This window comes from Pseudoalteromonas sp. P1-7a, assembly GCF_001401855.1.
In the GTDB taxonomy this organism is placed as follows: domain Bacteria; phylum Pseudomonadota; class Gammaproteobacteria; order Enterobacterales; family Alteromonadaceae; genus Pseudoalteromonas.
This window is the reverse complement of the sequence record NZ_LKDU01000001.1, coordinates 41,855-58,067: the sequence shown is the minus strand read 5'-3', so window position 1 is coordinate 58,067 and position 16,213 is coordinate 41,855. Positions and strand designations below refer to the sequence as shown.

Below are 16,213 nucleotides of genomic sequence, written 5' to 3'. Positions count from 1 at the left end.
CTAAATGGCTAAAGTACAAAATTAACAGTGGGTGTCATTGTAAATGTAAACTTTTAGCTCTTCATCATCTTAAACTTACTAAATAGTTACACTTTATAAAACTGTAAAGTCTCGGGTTTCTAAATAACTCGGCGCATTTTTAAAACAGGCCTCTAGCTTACTTTTAAGTGCAGTATTTATCGCAGTATGACACTTTAACTCTGCGTTATATTTACCATTTCGCAAAGGTACTAAGCTTATTGAGTCATAGCTTGGCTTGCTTTGTATTTTATGAATTACCAAGCCTTGCGTTGCTGAAACCTTTATTAAATCAAACTCTGTTTTTTTGGGTTTAGTTATAGCGAGTTTTTTCACATATAACGGTTTTTTAAACGTTAACTTTGTTGCAAACAATGCGTTGCCACCGCGCTCAAAATGCCCGTTAAATACAGTTACATTTAAGGTGGGTGTCTTTTTATTTATTAATAAGTTCAAATCAAATTTGGTGGGTAAAATAGTGATCTGACCTTGCTCGTTTGCTGCTTTTTTTAAAACACTTTTGATTGTATTAAAGTGGGTGTCATCTGTAGTTACTTCATACACAATTTGGTAGTCGTGTGGAGGGGCGTATAACGGCATGTGGCTAGCCAGTACTTTATCGCCCGCTAATATAAGCGCCATACCATGAAATCCCACGTAGCTGTGGGCTTTGTGTGTGTTATGCGTGTTTTGTTGAGGTGTATTTGCAAGCGCTGAGCTTGAGAATAAAATAAAAAATAGCAGTATGTATTTCATGTTAATGCTCAAAAATAAATATAGCGCTACTATAAGCTGGTTTTTATGTATAAATAATCGATAATAAGTAGCTAGTTGTTTCTTTTTAATTAATACGGCTTGGCGCTATGCATTTAGATGACATTGAAAAAGTAATACATATGGCGGGTTCGCAAAATCTGCATACAACCGCTAAACATTTTAATATTACCCCAGGAGCGCTGTCTAAAACGCTAAAAAAGGTTGAGGCAAATTTAGCCACAGAGCTGTTTAACCGTGTGGGTAAAACCTTAGTACTTAATGATAAAGGCAAAGAGTTTGTTAAGCACAGTAGCGATTTAGTTCATAATTACCAGCAGCTCACTAGCCGTTTTAAAAGTGATAATCATAAATTTAATGCGGTTATTGCAGGCCCTGCCATGTTACTTAAAAGTGGCCTTAAAAAGCTGCTTACCCCTCTTAGTAACCTGCCCTGCTCGGTGCGTATTAATAATGTATTTGAAGGTGAAGCCATAAGCCAAGTTGCGTCTGGCTCGGCGCATATTGCGCTAGTTACTCGCGAGGCACTAAATAATAGCTCACATAGTAATTTAGTGGCGGTTGATGTATTTAATACTGGGTTTAGTGTGGCTGCGCACGCTTCGCATCAGCTAGTTCAAAAAGGGGTATTAACGCTTAGTAAAAACCAATTACTGCAGACGGCTTTTGCATGCCCTTTGTTTTCACCGTTATGCGGCTTAGAGCAAGGTATAGGCTCCGACGGCTGGCAAGATGAAATAGCCCCGCGCAATATTGTTTTTAGATGTAGCGACTACAGTGCGTTAATAGAGGTTGTGCAAAGTGGCTTGGCGTTGGCGTATTTACCAAACTTTGTGATTGATGATTTAGGGCTTACAAAATTAACTGTAAAGGGGGTTAACAGTCACTACAGTGAAAGCATTGTAATGATATACAAACCCTCAAAGGCCGATGGTTGGCTTAATAAACTTATGCATTCTTTATAAAAAAGCGCTTAAAAATATAAAGCGCCTTAACCACTACATTAAGACGCTTTAGGATGAAAACTTTAATTTGCTAGCTATTAAAAATTATACGCTAACGACATTTTAAATTGAGTTGGCGCACCTGGGTAAACCCATAAAGCGTTGTAGCTGCTTTCGGCGTAATCTTCATCAAAAATGTTATTAACACTCATACTAAGCTCGGTTTGCTCGGTTAAGTTTACGTTGCCAAACACGCCTACTAATTGGTAGCTTGGTAGCCTAAAACTTAAATCGGCGGCATCACCTAAACGGCTACTTGTGTATTGGTAACTTGCGCCAAACTCTAGCTCTTTGCCCATTAATGCTGTTTGATGGCTAAGCGTAAGGTTTAGGTTATTTTTTGGCACATTAACCAGCGGGCTGCCTTTTTCAATTGGTACGCCCCAATCGGCATTAATAATGTCGTTTGCTGTGGTGGCATCTATATAGGCGTACGATAAGTTAAACGCGGTTGCATCAGTAATATAGGTGTTTAAATCAAGCTCAAACCCTTTGCTATCGGCTTTACCAATAGGGGCTGAAAAACCAACGTTTACAGGGTCTGCCACTAACATATTACTTTTAGACGCGTCAAAAATAGCCACAGTACCGTTTACGCCTAGGTACTCAAACTTAGCGCCAACTTCAAACGAGTCGCTGTATTCAAAGCCAAACGGGTCGCCGCTTGCATCAGTGCCACTCAGTGGTAAAAAGCCTTCTGAGTAACTACTGTATAACGTTAATGCATTACTTAGCTCGTATACTACGCCAACGCGCGGGCTTACTTGGCTTTCAGAGCTGGTTGAAAACACGCCGCTGTTGGTTTCTAAAATGTCTTGGTCAACGCTGTCAAACCTTAGGCCAACTAATAGCTTAAATTTGTCGGTAATATCCATTTGGTCTTGAACATAAATACCGTATGCGTTTTGCTCTTCGTCGTTTTCGTAAAGCAAGCTAACTGCTGGGCGTTCAACATCGTAGTTTGGCTCAAAAATATCAACAGTATAGGTACCATTACCGCCACGGTAGCGTGAAAGCGCTGTACGTAAATCGTATTTATATGCATCGGCACCTATTAATAAGTGGTGCGTAATGCCTGCTGTATCTACACTGCCGCTAACTTCAAATTTAACGCTTGTGTCTTCTACTTCGTAGTCGCGATAGCGCTGTTGGCGAGTAAGTGTGCGGCCATCGTCAAATAACGATTGGCGCGACGGCGAAAGCTCAGCATCCGACGAAAACCCCGTTAATGTAGAGCTGCGATAGTTTGCACCTATAACAAGTGACCATTCGTCGTTAATGTCATGATTTAATGTAATCTGATGACCGCGCGAATACACCTGCGTGTCGCTATCGTTTGGATTACCTAAATAGCGCGAGTTTGGTACGGTGTTAAAATCGTTATCGAGCACTACAACACCGCGGTCAAATAGCTGGGCTAAATCTACGTATTCAAACTCATACGTTACACTGGTCGATGCGTTTATTTGATGATAAACAGACGGCGTAATCACCTTTTTATTGGTGTACACCTCATCGCGGTAGCTGTCGCTATCTTGCCACGCGCCATTAATTCTAAACGCAGTGGTATCGTTAATGCCGCTTGTGTAATCGCCTTCAATACGGTTAAAGCTGTCGTTGCCTAAGCTTAGTTTTAGCTCACCTTGAGAATCAAACTGTGGCTTTTTAGTCACAATATTAACAGTACCGCCGGGCTCTGAGCGTCCATAAAGTGCTGAACCCGGGCCTTTTAAAACCTCTATATATTCAATGTTGGATACATCACGCGGGCCGCTAAAACCACGCCCACCGCTAAAGCCATTAATTAAATAGCCCGATGGCATGTTTTCGTTACCCGAAAGGCCACGAATAGAAAAGCTATCCCATAATGCACCGCTGTTATTTTTGCGAGAAATACTCGCCGAAAAATCAAGCGCGTCTTGTAATTCAGTAATGCCTTTTTGATCAAGCGCAGCACTGCTAACACTTACAATAGATTGCGGCATTTGCTTTTGAGGAATGTCGCCACGGTATGCTTGTTTATAAGTAACCGATATTTTTTCAATTCCGTCGGTTTGTGCTTGAGCAAGTGTTTGCGCACTAATGCCCAAACAGGCTAAGTAAATTAAAGAGTACTTCATGATGATAATAGGGAATAAGCTAATGTGATATTATAACGATAAGTTTAGCATGTGTTACTTTATAACAAAAAGACTTTTTTGAATTTAAAAATTGCATTAGCAGCTTTGTATACATCACGTTAGTATGGTGTTCTATTTAGGTTACATAACGATAATTTTATGAGCATAAAAACAAACGCATTAATTTACTTTTTAGCCTTTTGCAGTGGTTTTTGCATTATGGGTATTGAGCTTTTAGGTGGGCGCATATTAGCGCCTTTTTTTGGCAGTAGTGTGCATATTTGGGGCAGTATAATTACCGTATTTATGCTTAGCCTTTCTTTTGGTTATTTACTGGGTGGTAAGCTCAGTACTAAAAATGCATCGCTTACAAAGTATGGTTTAATATTTTTAACCGCCAGTATTATGGTGGTGCCTATTGCGCTGTTTTCGCAACCAATAATGGAATTTATTTTTACCCACATTGAAGACACACGCTATGGTTCATTGCTTGCCTCTACAGCTTTATTTTTTGTTCCAACGGTAATTTTAGGCATGATCTCGCCTTACTCGGTGCGTTTGTTAGTTACCGATAGCGAAAAAAGCGGACAAGTGGCGGGTATTTTATATTTTGTAAGCACGCTAGGTAGTGCTCTTGGCACTATTATTACCTCGTTTTACTTTGTAGTGGCGTTTGATGTAAATACTATAATTAGCGCGTTTGCTTCTACGCTTGGTTTACTTGGCGTACTAGCTATAGTTATTAATAGCTTGGCAGGTAATAAGGAGTTGGCTCATGCTTAAATATTTGCTCTTAGTTGTCAGTGTGTTCTCAACCGCGGCGCTAAGCAATGTAATACACGAGGAGCGCTCTTTATATCGCAATATTATTGTTGATGAAACTCGTGACTTACGCTGCTTAAAATTTAATACAAAAAGTAGCCAAACCAGCCAAAGCTGCATGTATAAAAACGACCCCGACAAACTGGTTTTTAACTACACCAAGCTTACTTTTGCCAGTTTGTTAGTAACCGAAAATCCCAAAAACGTGCTTATTATAGGACTAGGTGGCGGGACACTTTCTAATGTTATTCATGAGCTTTACCCTGCGGCTAAAATTCATAATGTTGAAATAGACCCAGCCGTTTTAAAAGTAGCCCGCGATTATTTTAATTTTATAGAAACCGACAACGTTACATCAAGCGTCCAAGACGGCCGTATATTTATTAAACGCGCCGCTATTAAAAAGCAAAAGTACGACTGGATTATTCTTGATGCATTCAATGGCGACTACATTCCAGAGCATTTGCTTACTAAAGAGTTTTTTGAAGAAGTTAAAAGCGTGCTGGCCGAAGGCGGTGTTATTGCAGCTAATACGTTTTCGAGCAGCAAGTTATACGTGCACGAGTCGGCAACGTACCATAGCGTATTTGGTGACTTTATAAACGTAAGCCGCCCTAACCGCTCTAACCGTATTATTTTAGCAGGCGTTAAAACTATGCCAACCCAGGCGCAACTTAACAAGCGTATTAAAGCCCTTGCGCCACGTTTAAAAAAATACGATGTAGATATAAAAGCAATAAGCACCTATATGCAAAGCACCAAAAACAACCAAGACTGGCCTGCTAACACCAAAATACTGACCGACCAATACTCCCCAGCTAACCTTCTTAATTTTTAAACGTACAGAATTTACTTAGCCCCAGTTTTGGGGCTTTTTTATTTTGAAAAATACCTCGCATTTACTTAGCACGCTAACTAATGTTAAAATGCTTAGCATGCTAACTAATTTGGAGTGGTGATGACGACTCAAAAACCTTTTCACGAAACGCTCGATTTAACCTTAATTGGTAATATGGGCCGGGTTCATAGGCTATGCCGCGAAGCAGTTACCATCGCAGTAGAGCCCTTAGGACTTACGCAATCACGTTGGACCGCCCTCATGCATATTGATATGCATGGCGAAGGATTAACACAACTTGAGCTTGCTAATAGCTTAGGGATAGAAATGCCCTCTCTTACCCGCACATTAAAACAATTAGAAGAGCAGCAATTAATTACCCGTAAAGTAGATGAGCACGATAAACGCAGTAAAAAGATTTACTTTACTAATAAAGGCGGCTCTGTTTTACAGTCGCTAAACAAAAAGCTCGTTGATATTAAAAGCCAGCTTTACAGCGGTTTAAGCACTGAGCAGCTCGACGCACTCGCGCGAGGCATAGTTGAAATAGAAAAAAACGCACTAAACTGTATTCAAAACCAAGTTAAAGGGTAAAGCACGTAATGACCCCGGATCAAAAATTTACACGTTATGTAAGGCTCTCATTAGGGGCTTTTGTAATTGTATTTATTTATTATTTAATGGCCGACATGTTCATGCCGGTAACACCACAGGCACGGGTTTATCACCCTGTTGTGCAAATAGCACCGCAAATAAGTGGCCGTGTAACTAACGTATTAGTAGCTAATAACCAAACTGTAAAAGCGGGCGATGTACTATTTGAAATAGACCCAAAACCGTATAAATTAGCACTAGAGCAAGCACAGCTCGCCCTCGACGACGCCAAATTACAAAACAAACGCCTAGATACCAACGTAAAAGCACTTGAGGCGCAAATTTCGGCGGCCAAAGCAAAGCTACACGAACAGCAATTACTCAATAATCGTGGCGAAGCATTATATAAGCAACGCTCTATTTCTGAGCAAGAGCTTGAAAGCATTAAAGCTAACTTTGAAGCAAGTAAATCAAATGTCGCCTCATTAGAAGCGCAATTGGCCGAGGCTGTACTTGCCCGTGGCGAAAGCGGTGCGCAAAATTTAGCGCTTCGCCACGCTGCAAACCAATTAGCACAGGCTGAGCTTAACTTATCCTACACCCAAGTACGTGCGCTAAGTGCGGGTGTGGTGTCTAACTTACAACTTCTTGACGGCGCATATGCTGTAACCGGTAGCCCGCTATTAGCTATTGTGGCAAACAAAGCCGACCTAGTTGCCGATTTTAGAGAAAAATCATTACTCAATATGAAGCCTGGCAGCCAAGCACGAGTGGTATTTGATAGCCGCCCAGGTGAGGTTTACAACGCGTATATAAGCACATTTGAGGCAGGTGTTAGCGATGGGCAACTCAACGCCAATGGCGCGCTAAGTAGCACCGAAACCAGTAATCGTTGGGTACGCGATGCACAGCGTCAGCGTATTCATTTAGTGATGCCAAATAACGCCAAATTAATTGCAAATATGCCAAGTGGCGCACGTGCTACTGTACAACTATTGCCAGAGTCAACAATTGGGCAGTGGTTAGCATCGGCGCAAATTAGGTTTATTAGCTGGTTACACTACATTTATTGATGGAGGGAGTATGACTCAAGCAGTTAGCCAAGCACCTCAATTAGACTCAAATGGGTTACGCCAAGCGCTACGCATAGCCGGCGGTTGCACCTTAGGGTTTACTATTAGTAAGTTAATGAACTGGCCATACGGTATATTTTTTACTGTTTACCCTATGTTGCTACTCGGTTTAGTGCCTGTGTTAAATAAACACATTGTGCGCCAGTTTTTAGCCAGTGCCGCCATTAGTATTCCTATGGTGTTAATTATGCAGGGCTTGTTTTCGCATTTACCTGTTTTAATGACCATTATTGTATTTTTAGCGTTTTGCTTTTTGTTTTATCAAATGAGCTCAGGTGCGGCTTTTTTATTTGGCGCATTAGGTGTGGTGGGGTTATCTATTCAGTTGCATTTTTCAAGCTATGTAACCGGTACAAGTAGTGTTTACCCACTTATTTTAAGTAATGGTTTGGCAACCCTACTCTCTACGGCTATCGCTTTTGCTATGCACGGTATTTTTCCTGATGTAACCGCGCGTGCCGTGAGAGCGGTACCTGCAAAGGCAAAAGAGAGTATTCGCCATGAGGTACTACTGTGCGCTACGGTCGCTACGCTTTCGTTTGTAGTATTTCAGGTGCTTGATTTGCAAGATTCAATATCGGCGCAGGCATCTTCGGTGCTTATATTGTTTTCTTTGTGCTGGAAAGCCGCAGGTATGGCAGGTTGGCAGCGTGCTGTTGGCACTTTGATTGGCTGTAATGCGGCGTTGTTAGCGCAAGTGTTATTATATAACCACACCGATTTTTTATTGTTTCCGGTACTTATACTATGGACGCTTTCGTTTGTGTTTAGCCGCTTTCATATTATAGGTGGCGGCGCTCCGGGCATAGGGTTTGGCGTACTAACTACCTTTGGTATTTTGTTTGGCAACTCTCTTGGCCCAGGGCAAGATTTAGTTTACAGCGCGCTGTATCGCTTTAGCTCTGTAGCAGTGGCTATTGTGGCAAGCTTATGTGCAGTTTACATAATGCATCATATATTAAACCGTTTTAGTGCAACTCGTCATCATACCTACGAATAACCCACTGACGCCTATGGCTAAATAAAAGCTGTAGGCGTAATTTTCAATGTTGTGAGCTATATATTTTTAAACTTAGAATTAAAACTTAATGCTGCCGCGCAGGGCTTTGGTTTGCCCGTGCTTGGTTTTTTTATCCATGCGTTTTCGCTGAGAGCTGCGGCTTGGTTTGGTTGCACGGCGGGCTTTATTTACTTTAGTTGCACTTAAAATTAAATCTTTTAAACGCTTTAGTGCATCTTCCCGGTTTAGCTCTTGGGTGCGAAAGCTTTGAGCTTTAATTACCACTACGCCCTCTTTGGTGATTCGAGAGTCGTTTAGCTTTAATAGTCGTTCTTTGTAAAAATCGGGTAACTTTGAGCGGTTAATATCAAAGCGCAAATGAATGGCACTGGCTACTTTGTTAACGTTTTGGCCACCGGCACCTTGCGAACGAATAGCAGTTAGCTCTAGTTCCCATTCATCTATAGTGACAGTATTTGAAATAGTTAACATTACGTTCAGCTCTTATCGACAAAAATGCAGTATAACATTAGTAGCTATATTTGTGCTGAATCAGCTTAAGTTACAGCACTTTAAAGTATTTATACTACTTTATAACCTAAATACACCTGTTACTTTAGTTATGTATTGGCAAGCGCTTACATTTAGTTTTAAATAGCGTTAAATAAATAATAGGAAAAGCCCCATGAAAAAAATACTTGTATCTCTTAGCTTATTAGCAATGAGTTTTTCAAGCCTTGCAGAAGATATTAGCGAAGGCCAATTACAAAGCTACATGAAAGCACTACCGGCTGTTTCTAGCTGGGCTAGTAGCCAAGATTCGTTAAAAAACCTTGATTTAGCAAGCATGCTAGGTGGCTCTGCCGAGCAAAGTGTTGAAGAGCAAAGCTCGCTTGCTAATAGCGCATTAAGCATGATTAAAGAACAAGGCTTATATAAAAGCTTTGCCGATATTACTAACCGTTACGGTTTTTCGCCTGAAGAATTAGTTTCTGTGGGTTCAGAAGTATCTATGGCTTACATCGAAAACCTTAAATCGGGCCTTTCAGCTGAAAACCAAGAAACAGCAAATAAAGTAATGGGTGGCCTACAAAGCCTTAAAAGTGCCAAAAGCAGTGATGCTAGCTCACTAATGGGTGCGTTTGGTAAAGCTTCAAGCGCGGCCGAAGAATCTACTGACCCACTAGTAAGCGAAAACAACCTTGAGCTTGTGGGCGATTACATGCCACAGCTGCAAAAGATATTTGCACTACTATAATTTTACAAATAACCTAAACTGAGGTTAAGTAAACACTTACACAAAAGGTGGTATTTACCACCTTTTTTAATGCCCAAATTTTAAGTAATTACGACATTTTACGAATTGTACTAAGCGGTGCTATTCGTAAAACCCAATGCAGCAATGCCCACGGCCAAGTTGGCACAAAGCTGTTGGCTTTTTCTTTATTTATGGCTTTTACCAGTGCTTTGCAGCCGGTTTCGGTATCAACAATAAATGGCACTGTTTTTACTTTTTCGTTTATTTCGCTTCTTATAAAACCTGGGTGTACACAGCTTACTTTTATAGGCGTATGCATTACATCTATGCGTATGCCTTCGCTCAATGAAGTAATAGCCGCTTTTGTAGCAGCGTAAACGGTCATGGCGCGCCTAAAACCACGTACAGCACTAATAGACGAAATAGTCACTAAATGCCCATGGTTTTGCGCTCTAAAAATTTCCATTGCTGCCTCAGCTTGGGCAAGGGCGGCTACAAAGTTGGTTTGTGCGGTTTGTTTGTTGGCATTAAAATAACCTGTACCAACAGACGCACCTTTGCCCATACCTGCATTTATAATTACTCTATCAAGGCCGTTTAGCTCTTCTTTAAAGGCGTTAAATACGCTAAACACGTGCTCGTGATCGTTTACATCAAGCACTTTTATGCTAATGGTTATATTGGGGTTTACCTGTTCAAGCTCGCTTTTTAGCTGCTCTAGTAGCTCAAAGCGCCGTGCACATAAGGCAAGGTTATAGCCTTGTTTTGCAAACTCTTTTGCCATGCCTTTGCCTAAGCCTGAACTTGCACCTGTTATTAGTATATTTTTGCGCATAATTAAATCCTTAGGTGTATGTAATTAATTTTTGTTGTGGGTGGCACTCTAAAAAGTGATGCTCGTTTAAACTGCTAATGCCTAATTTACGGTTTGCCCCTTTGCCGCGCGCCACTACTTTGGTTACGCCTGCATTTACTAAGCTCCAATTTATATCAATAAAGTGCTCGAGCTTTAGCCCCATTAAATGGCTGGTAATAATGCTAATAGGCCCGCCAGAGGTATAAATAAGCACTTTTTTACCATGGTTTTCATTGGCTATTTGCTCAAGGGCACCCAATACACGTGCAGTAAATGCATTAAAGCTTTCGTTATATTGAGTGCTGTCGGGATTGAGTACCCATTGCTTTATGGCGCTAATAAATACCGTTTTAAAATACTCCATTGGGTCGGCTTGTTTGCTAAGTGCAGTACGCACTTGGCTTGGGGTGGCAAGTGCTGGGTTATAAACCGCTAAAATATGTTCATGATCGTACTCGTTTAAACGCGCATCGTTTATTACCACAGGCGCATTATTAGCACTTGCTAAACTTAACTCTGCGGTTTGATTATGGCGCAGCATACTCCCTGCAAATACCATATCGGGCTGTAGCTGCTTTTGTATTAAGTACTCACCAAGTAATGTGGCTTGCTGTTGCCCTTTTTTTGAGAGAGTATCGTAATTATCAGCAGAAAAGCTGGCCTGCCCGTGGCGCACTAAATATAAAATACACATTAGGCTTTTCCTTGGTTTTTAATGGCTTTATTACAGCGCCATAAAAGGTAATGTACAAACACCCAAAAGTTTTTAAACGCGGGGTTTTTTGTTTGCCCATGGTGATAGCGGTAATAAATTTGCTGCACTATGCCTGCAAGCCTAAATAGCCCATACACTTCGTAAAAGGTAAAATCATCTACGGTTATATCCATTTTTTTACAGTAGTAGGCCACGACTTCTTTGCGCGTTAGCATGCCCTCTAAATGGGTAGGTTGGCGGCGCGTGGCTTGGGCTAAAAAGTCATCCCCGGGTTCTACCCAGTAAGCCAATGTATTGCCTAAATCCATCAATGGGTCGCCAAGGGTGGCAAGCTCCCAGTCTAAAATACCCAGAACTTTCGTGTAGTCGGTTGCATCAAGCACAACGTTATCAAACCTAAAGTCGTTATGTGTTATACAAATGCGCTCATGGCTTGGCATGTTGTTTTCAAGCCATTTAATTACTTTTTTGCCGCTTGGTACGTTCCATGTTTTAGCTTTAGTGTAGCGTTCACTCCAGCCGCTAATTTGGCGCTGTGTGTAGCCTTCGCCTTTGCCTAAATGGCTTAAATTGGCCTGTTTGAAATCTACTTTGTGTAGCTCTACTAGGCAGTCGAGTACGTTTTCGCACAGCTGTTTTGTGCGCTCGGGAGTGTGCGTTAATCCGCGCGGTAAATTTTTACGCGGAATAATCCCCGTAAGCTTTTCCATAACGTAAAAGTCGGTGCCGAGTATGCTTTCATCGGCGCAAAACGCCTCCATGTTTGGCACATAGCTGTAAACCGGTTTTAGTGCTTGTTGTAATTTGAACTCGCGACCCATATCATGCGCGCCTTTGGCTTTTGTGCCTTTTGGGGCACGGCGCAAAATAAGGGATTGATTAGGATACTCTAGGCAGTATGTCCAGTTAGAGGCACCCCCTGCGTATTGTGTAACGCTTGGCTCGCCAGTTAACTGCGGTATGTGTTGTTTAAGCCATGCATCTACTTTTTGGGTGTCGAGCTCTTCGCCTTGGCGTACGTTTTTGGCTTGATCTAATAATTGTGTGTTCATTGTTAGCCTTTATTATTTTGATTTTAAACGTTGCATAGAGCGTGTTTTTTTCAGCATGTTTTTAATGTACCACTCAATGGGGAGTAGTTTTTTCATTAAAAAGGCCTGTTTACCTAATTTATGGGTCAATATTAAAAATGGGCGTTTAAGTGACTGCTTATAAATAATATCTGCAATTTGCTCGGCATTAATGGGTGAGCGCTCAAAGGCGCGGTTAAGCATAGTTTTCATAGCCGGTTCGCTGGTGCGCATTGATTCATCAAGATTGGTTTTAAAAAAGCTGGGGCACACAACACTTATATCTATATTATCGTGGGCGAGTTCAAGTTTTAGGGTTTCGCTAAAGCCAATAACCGCCGCCTTTACTGCGTTATAACTGCTCATAAACGGAATGGGGGTCAGCCCTGCTTGTGAGGCTATATTAATAAAGTAGCCACTGCCTTGTTGCTTAAATTGCGGGTAAAACGTTTTACACACCCGCACCATAGAGAGCAAATTAACGTCCATAATCCACTGCCATTGCTCAAGCGATTCGCCCTCAAGCGAGCCGCCAGTGGCAACGCCGGCGTTATTAATAACAATATCAACGCCTTTCCATTTGGTTTGTATAATATCGTAAAGCCCCTTTACATCTGTTTGTTTGGTTACATCGCAGGCGTAAAAAAAGGCATCGGCTTTTAGTGTTTGTAGCTCACTAATGGTTATGGCTGCACGTTCAGCGTTTATATCGGCAATACAAATTTGTAAGTTTGCGCCCAAATTACTCGCGTAACTAAGCGCTAATGCTTTGCCCAGGCCTGTGGCCCCACCTGTTATTATTAGTCGTGTTTTCATGGTGTTGCCTTAGCGGTATTTGTTAAGTTCGAGGCGTGAAACCATGCTCATATGTACTTCGTCTGGGCCATCGGCAAGGCGTAAAATACGCCCCATTGCATTAAACGAGGCAATAGGAAAGTCGCTCGACACCCCAGCGCCTCCAAATACTTGTATGGCCATATCAGACACCATTTGCAGCATATTGGGCACTACAACTTTTATACTCGATATTTCGGTCATGGCGTGTTTAACGCCTTGAGTGTCTATTTTCCATGCGGCGTGCAGTGTTAATAAACGGGCTTGATCTATTGCCATACGCGCTTGCGCAACGCGTTCTAAATTGCCGCCTAATTTAAGTAACGGTTTACCAAAAGCGCTGCGCGACAGCCCGCGTTTAATCATGAGCTCTAAACAGCGCTCTGCTGCGCCAATTGCGCGCATACAATGATGAATTCGCCCAGGCCCTAAGCGCCCTTGTGCAATGGCAAAACCTTTGCCTAACCCTAAAATAAGGTTTTGTTTTGGTACGCGTACGTTATTAAATTCCATTTCGCCGTGGCCATATGGCGCATCAAAATCGCCACAGGCACTTAGCATACGTTTAATATTTACACCTGGCGTGTTTAATGGCACAAGTACCATGGAGTGCTGGCTGTGTTTATCGTTTTCGGGGTTAGAAAGCCCCATAAAAATAGCCACTTGTGCATTAGGGTGGCCAAGGCCGGTGGTCCACCATTTTTTGCCATTTAAAATCAGCTCGTCGCCATCAGTATCAATAGTTGCTTGCATGTTTGTAGCGTCTGACGAGGCGACATCGGGCTCGGTCATGGCAAATACAGAGCGTATTTCGCCATTTAATAAAGGCGTTAACCATTGTTGTTTTTGCTCATCATTTGCAAAGTGATAAAGTACTTCCATATTGCCGGTGTCGGGGGCGTTACAGTTAAATATTTCTGAGGCAAATAAACATTTACCCATTTGCTCTGCAATAGGGGCGTATTCTAGGCAGGTTAAACCTTGTGCTAGTTCTGTATCGGGTAAAAATAAATTCCACAGGCCTGCTGCTTTTGCTTTCGCTTTTAATGGTTCTATGTGCTCACTTAGCTGCCAAGTAGTCCAATCGTTTGAATTATTTTTAGTATGGTTATGCGCAACTACCGCTTGCTCAATTGGCAATACATGTTCATCCATAAAGGCGGTAACACGCTTTAGGTAGTCTTGGCTTTTTTGACTTGGTTCAAAATTCATTAGGGTTGCCTGATTATTTTTTAGTTAACCCAGCATAAAACATTCGCCCTAATGAATTAAATGAAATATATTACCAAAGTACTGTGAATCAAATTCATAATATATGGGTAATAAACCGTGATTGAAACTAAAAATATTCAGCAGTTAGACTTAAATTTACTTAAAATTTTTGAGTGCCTTTACCGCGAAAAAAACATGAGCGAAACCGCAAAGGTGCTATACATAACGCCCTCTGCGGTAAGCCATGCTATAAAACGTTTGCGCAGTGTATTAAACGATCCGTTATTTGAGCGCCAAGGGCAACTAATGGTACCAACCCCTGCGTGCCAACGTATGGCACCCGAGCTAATAGATTTACTCGAAAAGTTACGCCAAGTACTGCAAGCCTGTGGCGATTTTGACTTAGCCACCACAGCGCAAACATTTAAAATTGCCCTTCACGATGCCATTGAGCCCATAGTGCTGCCAAAATTACAGTTAATAATTGCAAAACACGCGCCCAACGCGAGTCTTGCAAGCGTTAAACTAAACCGCGACGACATGCACAAACAATTGGCTAATCACCAAATTGACATGGCCATAGATGTAGCACGGCCAATAAAAGCGCCGATTAGTCATGCCGTACTTTCTAGCGATCATTTTTGTGTATTAATGAAAAAAAATCACCCACTAAAAAATGAGTTAAATATTGAAAATTACTTAAGCGCTAAACATGTAGCGGTTTCAAACAGAGCCACCGGCACCGTAATTGAAGACATAGCCTTATTGCAGCTGAGCTTCAACCGCGAGGTAGCCATGCGCTGCCAAACGTATTTTGCAGCGAAAGAGGTTATTAAAAGCTCGCCATTTTTGCTCACCTTGCCCTCATTGGTTGCAAGTCAATTGCTTGATGAGTCGCTTATAGCAAGGTCGGTACCTACTACTATGCCTGCTATTTACCAGCATTTATATTGGCACCAAAACACCGATAAGGACGAGGCACTAATGTGGCTACGAAGCCAAGTAGAAAACATTTTTAAGCGTTAATTAATACAAAAAACGCCGAACTTAGCGGGCTAGGTTTGGCGTTTTGTAAGCATTATTTAAGGGTTATAACGTAATTTGTGTGCGCTTGTTTTTAATTTTTAGCGCAGCAATTAATATCAGCGGGCCTATAAACATGGCAAGGCCATATACGCCGCCTGTTACTGCGTATTCGGGCTTATTTAAAAAGCTTATAGCAATTAAAATCGCCAACGATGCGTTTTGAATCCCTACCTCAATACCCAGTGTTAGTGAGTCGGTAAAATTAAGATTAGAAAGTTTTGCTATGAGCAAACCAATAATCATTGAGCCAATATTTAATGCAAGGCAGGCCCAAAATACAACATCAAGCGAGCTTATGAGTAAGGTGCGCTCTTTTATTACGAGTGCGGCTATCATGGCGAGCATAAAAAATAACGAAAAACGCCTAAAAAACGGCTCGCTTTTAATCGCAAATTCGCTTTTAAAATGGCGCAGGCTTATGCCGATAGCTACCGGTACTAAGGTAATGACAAATAGCCCGAGTGATGTGGTTAATATAGAAAAACTAGCATCAGTTTGCGGGGCAAATTGGTGCATGGCAAAGCCAATAATAAACGGTGTGGTAATAATACTCACAGCGGTTGAGGCCGCGGTTAAACTTACCGACAGCGCTAAATTAGCCTTTGCCAGTTGGCTTACAACGTTCGACATAGTACCGCCCGGGCACGCGGCTAAAATCATTAACCCTATTGCAATTGGCGTGGGTAAATTAAGTAAGTAACATAAGCCTAAAGCTAGCAGCGGCATGGCAATAATTTGGCCCACTAAGCCCATAGCAATTGCTATGGGCTTTTTAAAAAGCCGCGTAAAGTCGTCAAGTGTAAGCCCAAGCCCCATGCCAAACATGATAAGGGCAAGCGCGAGGGGGAGTATGATTTCTGTTAAAAATGATGCGTTCAA

General features: G+C 41.7%; 17 protein-coding genes. 8 read left to right on the top strand and 9 right to left on the bottom strand.

Translation table 11 applies throughout. The features are described from left to right. Positions 1–93: 93 nt before the first annotated feature. Positions 94–774: a hypothetical protein gene (locus AN389_RS00275; RefSeq protein ID WP_055013522.1), complete on the bottom strand. Its 681-nt coding sequence runs from the start codon at positions 772–774 to the stop codon at positions 94–96. 107 nt (positions 775–881) lie between these two features. Between AN389_RS00275 and AN389_RS00270 the strand changes: the two genes are divergently transcribed. Then, positions 882–1,757 (top strand): LysR family transcriptional regulator, encoded by an 876-nt coding sequence (locus AN389_RS00270; RefSeq protein WP_055018965.1) that lies wholly within the window; start codon positions 882–884, stop codon positions 1,755–1,757. Between the two features lie 77 nt (positions 1,758–1,834). Here AN389_RS00270 and AN389_RS00265 read toward each other — a convergent pair whose 3' ends face one another. Further along, complete coding sequence (locus AN389_RS00265; RefSeq protein WP_055018964.1) at positions 1,835–3,916, bottom strand: TonB-dependent siderophore receptor; 2,082 nt, start codon at positions 3,914–3,916, stop codon at positions 1,835–1,837. 159 nt (positions 3,917–4,075) lie between these two features. Here AN389_RS00265 and AN389_RS00260 point away from each other — a divergent pair, with 159 nt between their 5' ends. The 5 genes from AN389_RS00260 to AN389_RS00240 all read left to right on the top strand — a co-directional run bounded on the left by AN389_RS00260 (position 4,076) and on the right by AN389_RS00240 (position 8,303). Continuing rightward, positions 4,076–4,699 carry a fused MFS/spermidine synthase gene (locus tag AN389_RS00260; RefSeq protein ID WP_055018963.1) on the top strand — a complete coding sequence of 208 codons (624 nt, stop codon included), beginning with the start codon at positions 4,076–4,078 and terminating at the stop codon, positions 4,697–4,699. Beyond that, entirely contained in the window at positions 4,692–5,576 is an 885-nt protein-coding gene (locus AN389_RS00255; RefSeq protein ID WP_055013518.1) for a spermidine synthase, read from the top strand. The genes AN389_RS00260 and AN389_RS00255 overlap by 8 nt, the downstream gene beginning before the upstream one ends. 120 nt (positions 5,577–5,696) lie before the next feature. Beyond that, positions 5,697–6,170 carry a MarR family transcriptional regulator gene (locus tag AN389_RS00250; RefSeq protein ID WP_055013517.1) on the top strand — a complete coding sequence of 158 codons (474 nt, stop codon included), beginning with the start codon at positions 5,697–5,699 and terminating at the stop codon, positions 6,168–6,170. A gap of 8 nt (positions 6,171–6,178) precedes the next feature. After that, positions 6,179–7,243, top strand: coding sequence for an HlyD family secretion protein (locus AN389_RS00245; protein ID WP_055013516.1), 1,065 nt, complete (start codon positions 6,179–6,181; stop codon positions 7,241–7,243). 10 nt (positions 7,244–7,253) lie between these two features. Continuing rightward, the gene (locus AN389_RS00240; RefSeq protein ID WP_055013515.1) at positions 7,254–8,303 is read left to right on the top strand and encodes a DUF2955 domain-containing protein; all 1,050 of its coding nucleotides are present in this window, start codon (positions 7,254–7,256) and stop codon (positions 8,301–8,303) included. 78 nt (positions 8,304–8,381) lie between these two features. On the opposite strand, the gene arfB is transcribed toward AN389_RS00240, so the two are convergent. Further along, a complete protein-coding gene (gene arfB, locus AN389_RS00235; protein ID WP_055013514.1) occupies positions 8,382–8,795 on the bottom strand; it encodes an alternative ribosome rescue aminoacyl-tRNA hydrolase ArfB in 414 nt (137 codons plus the stop codon). 193 nt (positions 8,796–8,988) lie between these two features. On the opposite strand from arfB, the gene AN389_RS00225 reads away from it, so the two are divergent. Continuing rightward, positions 8,989–9,561 (top strand): hypothetical protein, encoded by a 573-nt coding sequence (locus tag AN389_RS00225; RefSeq protein WP_055018962.1) that lies wholly within the window; start codon positions 8,989–8,991, stop codon positions 9,559–9,561. 88 nt (positions 9,562–9,649) lie between these two features. Here AN389_RS00225 and AN389_RS00220 read toward each other — a convergent pair whose 3' ends face one another. From AN389_RS00220 to AN389_RS00200, 5 genes are read right to left on the bottom strand one after another with little or no spacing between them, the layout of a single operon-like run. Then, the gene (locus AN389_RS00220; RefSeq protein WP_200910084.1) at positions 9,650–10,396 is read right to left on the bottom strand and encodes an SDR family oxidoreductase; all 747 of its coding nucleotides are present in this window, start codon (positions 10,394–10,396) and stop codon (positions 9,650–9,652) included. A gap of 10 nt (positions 10,397–10,406) precedes the next feature. After that, on the bottom strand, positions 10,407–11,111 hold the full coding sequence (locus tag AN389_RS00215; RefSeq protein WP_055018961.1) for a histidine phosphatase family protein: 705 nt from the start codon (positions 11,109–11,111) through the stop codon (positions 10,407–10,409). Continuing rightward, the gene (locus AN389_RS00210) at positions 11,111–12,184 is read right to left on the bottom strand and encodes a phosphotransferase family protein (RefSeq protein ID WP_055013509.1); all 1,074 of its coding nucleotides are present in this window, start codon (positions 12,182–12,184) and stop codon (positions 11,111–11,113) included. Before AN389_RS00210 ends, AN389_RS00215 begins: the two co-directional genes overlap by 1 nt. 12 nt (positions 12,185–12,196) lie before the next feature. Continuing rightward, positions 12,197–13,018 carry an SDR family oxidoreductase gene (locus AN389_RS00205; RefSeq protein WP_055018960.1) on the bottom strand — a complete coding sequence of 274 codons (822 nt, stop codon included), beginning with the start codon at positions 13,016–13,018 and terminating at the stop codon, positions 12,197–12,199. A 9-nt stretch (positions 13,019–13,027) separates the two neighbouring features. Further along, positions 13,028–14,248, bottom strand: a complete 1,221-nt coding sequence (locus tag AN389_RS00200; protein WP_055013507.1) for an acyl-CoA dehydrogenase family protein — start codon at positions 14,246–14,248, stop codon at positions 13,028–13,030. Positions 14,249–14,365: 117 nt separating this feature from the next. Between AN389_RS00200 and AN389_RS00195 the strand changes: the two genes are divergently transcribed. Continuing rightward, on the top strand, positions 14,366–15,274 hold the full coding sequence (locus AN389_RS00195) for a LysR family transcriptional regulator (RefSeq protein ID WP_055018959.1): 909 nt from the start codon (positions 14,366–14,368) through the stop codon (positions 15,272–15,274). Between the two features lie 63 nt (positions 15,275–15,337). On the opposite strand, the gene AN389_RS00190 is transcribed toward AN389_RS00195, so the two are convergent. Beyond that, positions 15,338–16,213, bottom strand: a complete 876-nt coding sequence (locus AN389_RS00190) for a bile acid:sodium symporter family protein (protein WP_055018958.1) — start codon at positions 16,211–16,213, stop codon at positions 15,338–15,340.

Coding starts and splice junctions, on each gene's coding strand:
- AN389_RS00260 (WP_055018963.1), top strand. CDS start 4,076: ATGAGCATAAAAACAAACGCATTAATTTACTTTTTAGCCTTTTGCAGT.
- AN389_RS00215 (WP_055018961.1), bottom strand. CDS start 11,111: ATGTGTATTTTATATTTAGTGCGCCACGGGCAGGCCAGCTTTTCTGCT.
- AN389_RS00245 (WP_055013516.1), top strand. CDS start 6,179: ATGACCCCGGATCAAAAATTTACACGTTATGTAAGGCTCTCATTAGGG.
- AN389_RS00240 (WP_055013515.1), top strand. CDS start 7,254: ATGACTCAAGCAGTTAGCCAAGCACCTCAATTAGACTCAAATGGGTTA.
- AN389_RS00255 (WP_055013518.1), top strand. CDS start 4,692: ATGCTTAAATATTTGCTCTTAGTTGTCAGTGTGTTCTCAACCGCGGCG.
- AN389_RS00220 (WP_200910084.1), bottom strand. CDS start 10,396: ATGCGCAAAAATATACTAATAACAGGTGCAAGTTCAGGCTTAGGCAAA.
- AN389_RS00270 (WP_055018965.1), top strand. CDS start 882: ATGCATTTAGATGACATTGAAAAAGTAATACATATGGCGGGTTCGCAA.
- AN389_RS00205 (WP_055018960.1), bottom strand. CDS start 13,018: ATGAAAACACGACTAATAATAACAGGTGGGGCCACAGGCCTGGGCAAA.
- AN389_RS00275 (WP_055013522.1), bottom strand. CDS start 774: ATGAAATACATACTGCTATTTTTTATTTTATTCTCAAGCTCAGCGCTT.
- AN389_RS00225 (WP_055018962.1), top strand. CDS start 8,989: ATGAAAAAAATACTTGTATCTCTTAGCTTATTAGCAATGAGTTTTTCA.
- AN389_RS00210 (WP_055013509.1), bottom strand. CDS start 12,184: ATGAACACACAATTATTAGATCAAGCCAAAAACGTACGCCAAGGCGAA.
- AN389_RS00250 (WP_055013517.1), top strand. CDS start 5,697: ATGACGACTCAAAAACCTTTTCACGAAACGCTCGATTTAACCTTAATT.
- arfB (WP_055013514.1), bottom strand. CDS start 8,795: ATGTTAACTATTTCAAATACTGTCACTATAGATGAATGGGAACTAGAG.
- AN389_RS00265 (WP_055018964.1), bottom strand. CDS start 3,916: ATGAAGTACTCTTTAATTTACTTAGCCTGTTTGGGCATTAGTGCGCAA.
- AN389_RS00200 (WP_055013507.1), bottom strand. CDS start 14,248: ATGAATTTTGAACCAAGTCAAAAAAGCCAAGACTACCTAAAGCGTGTT.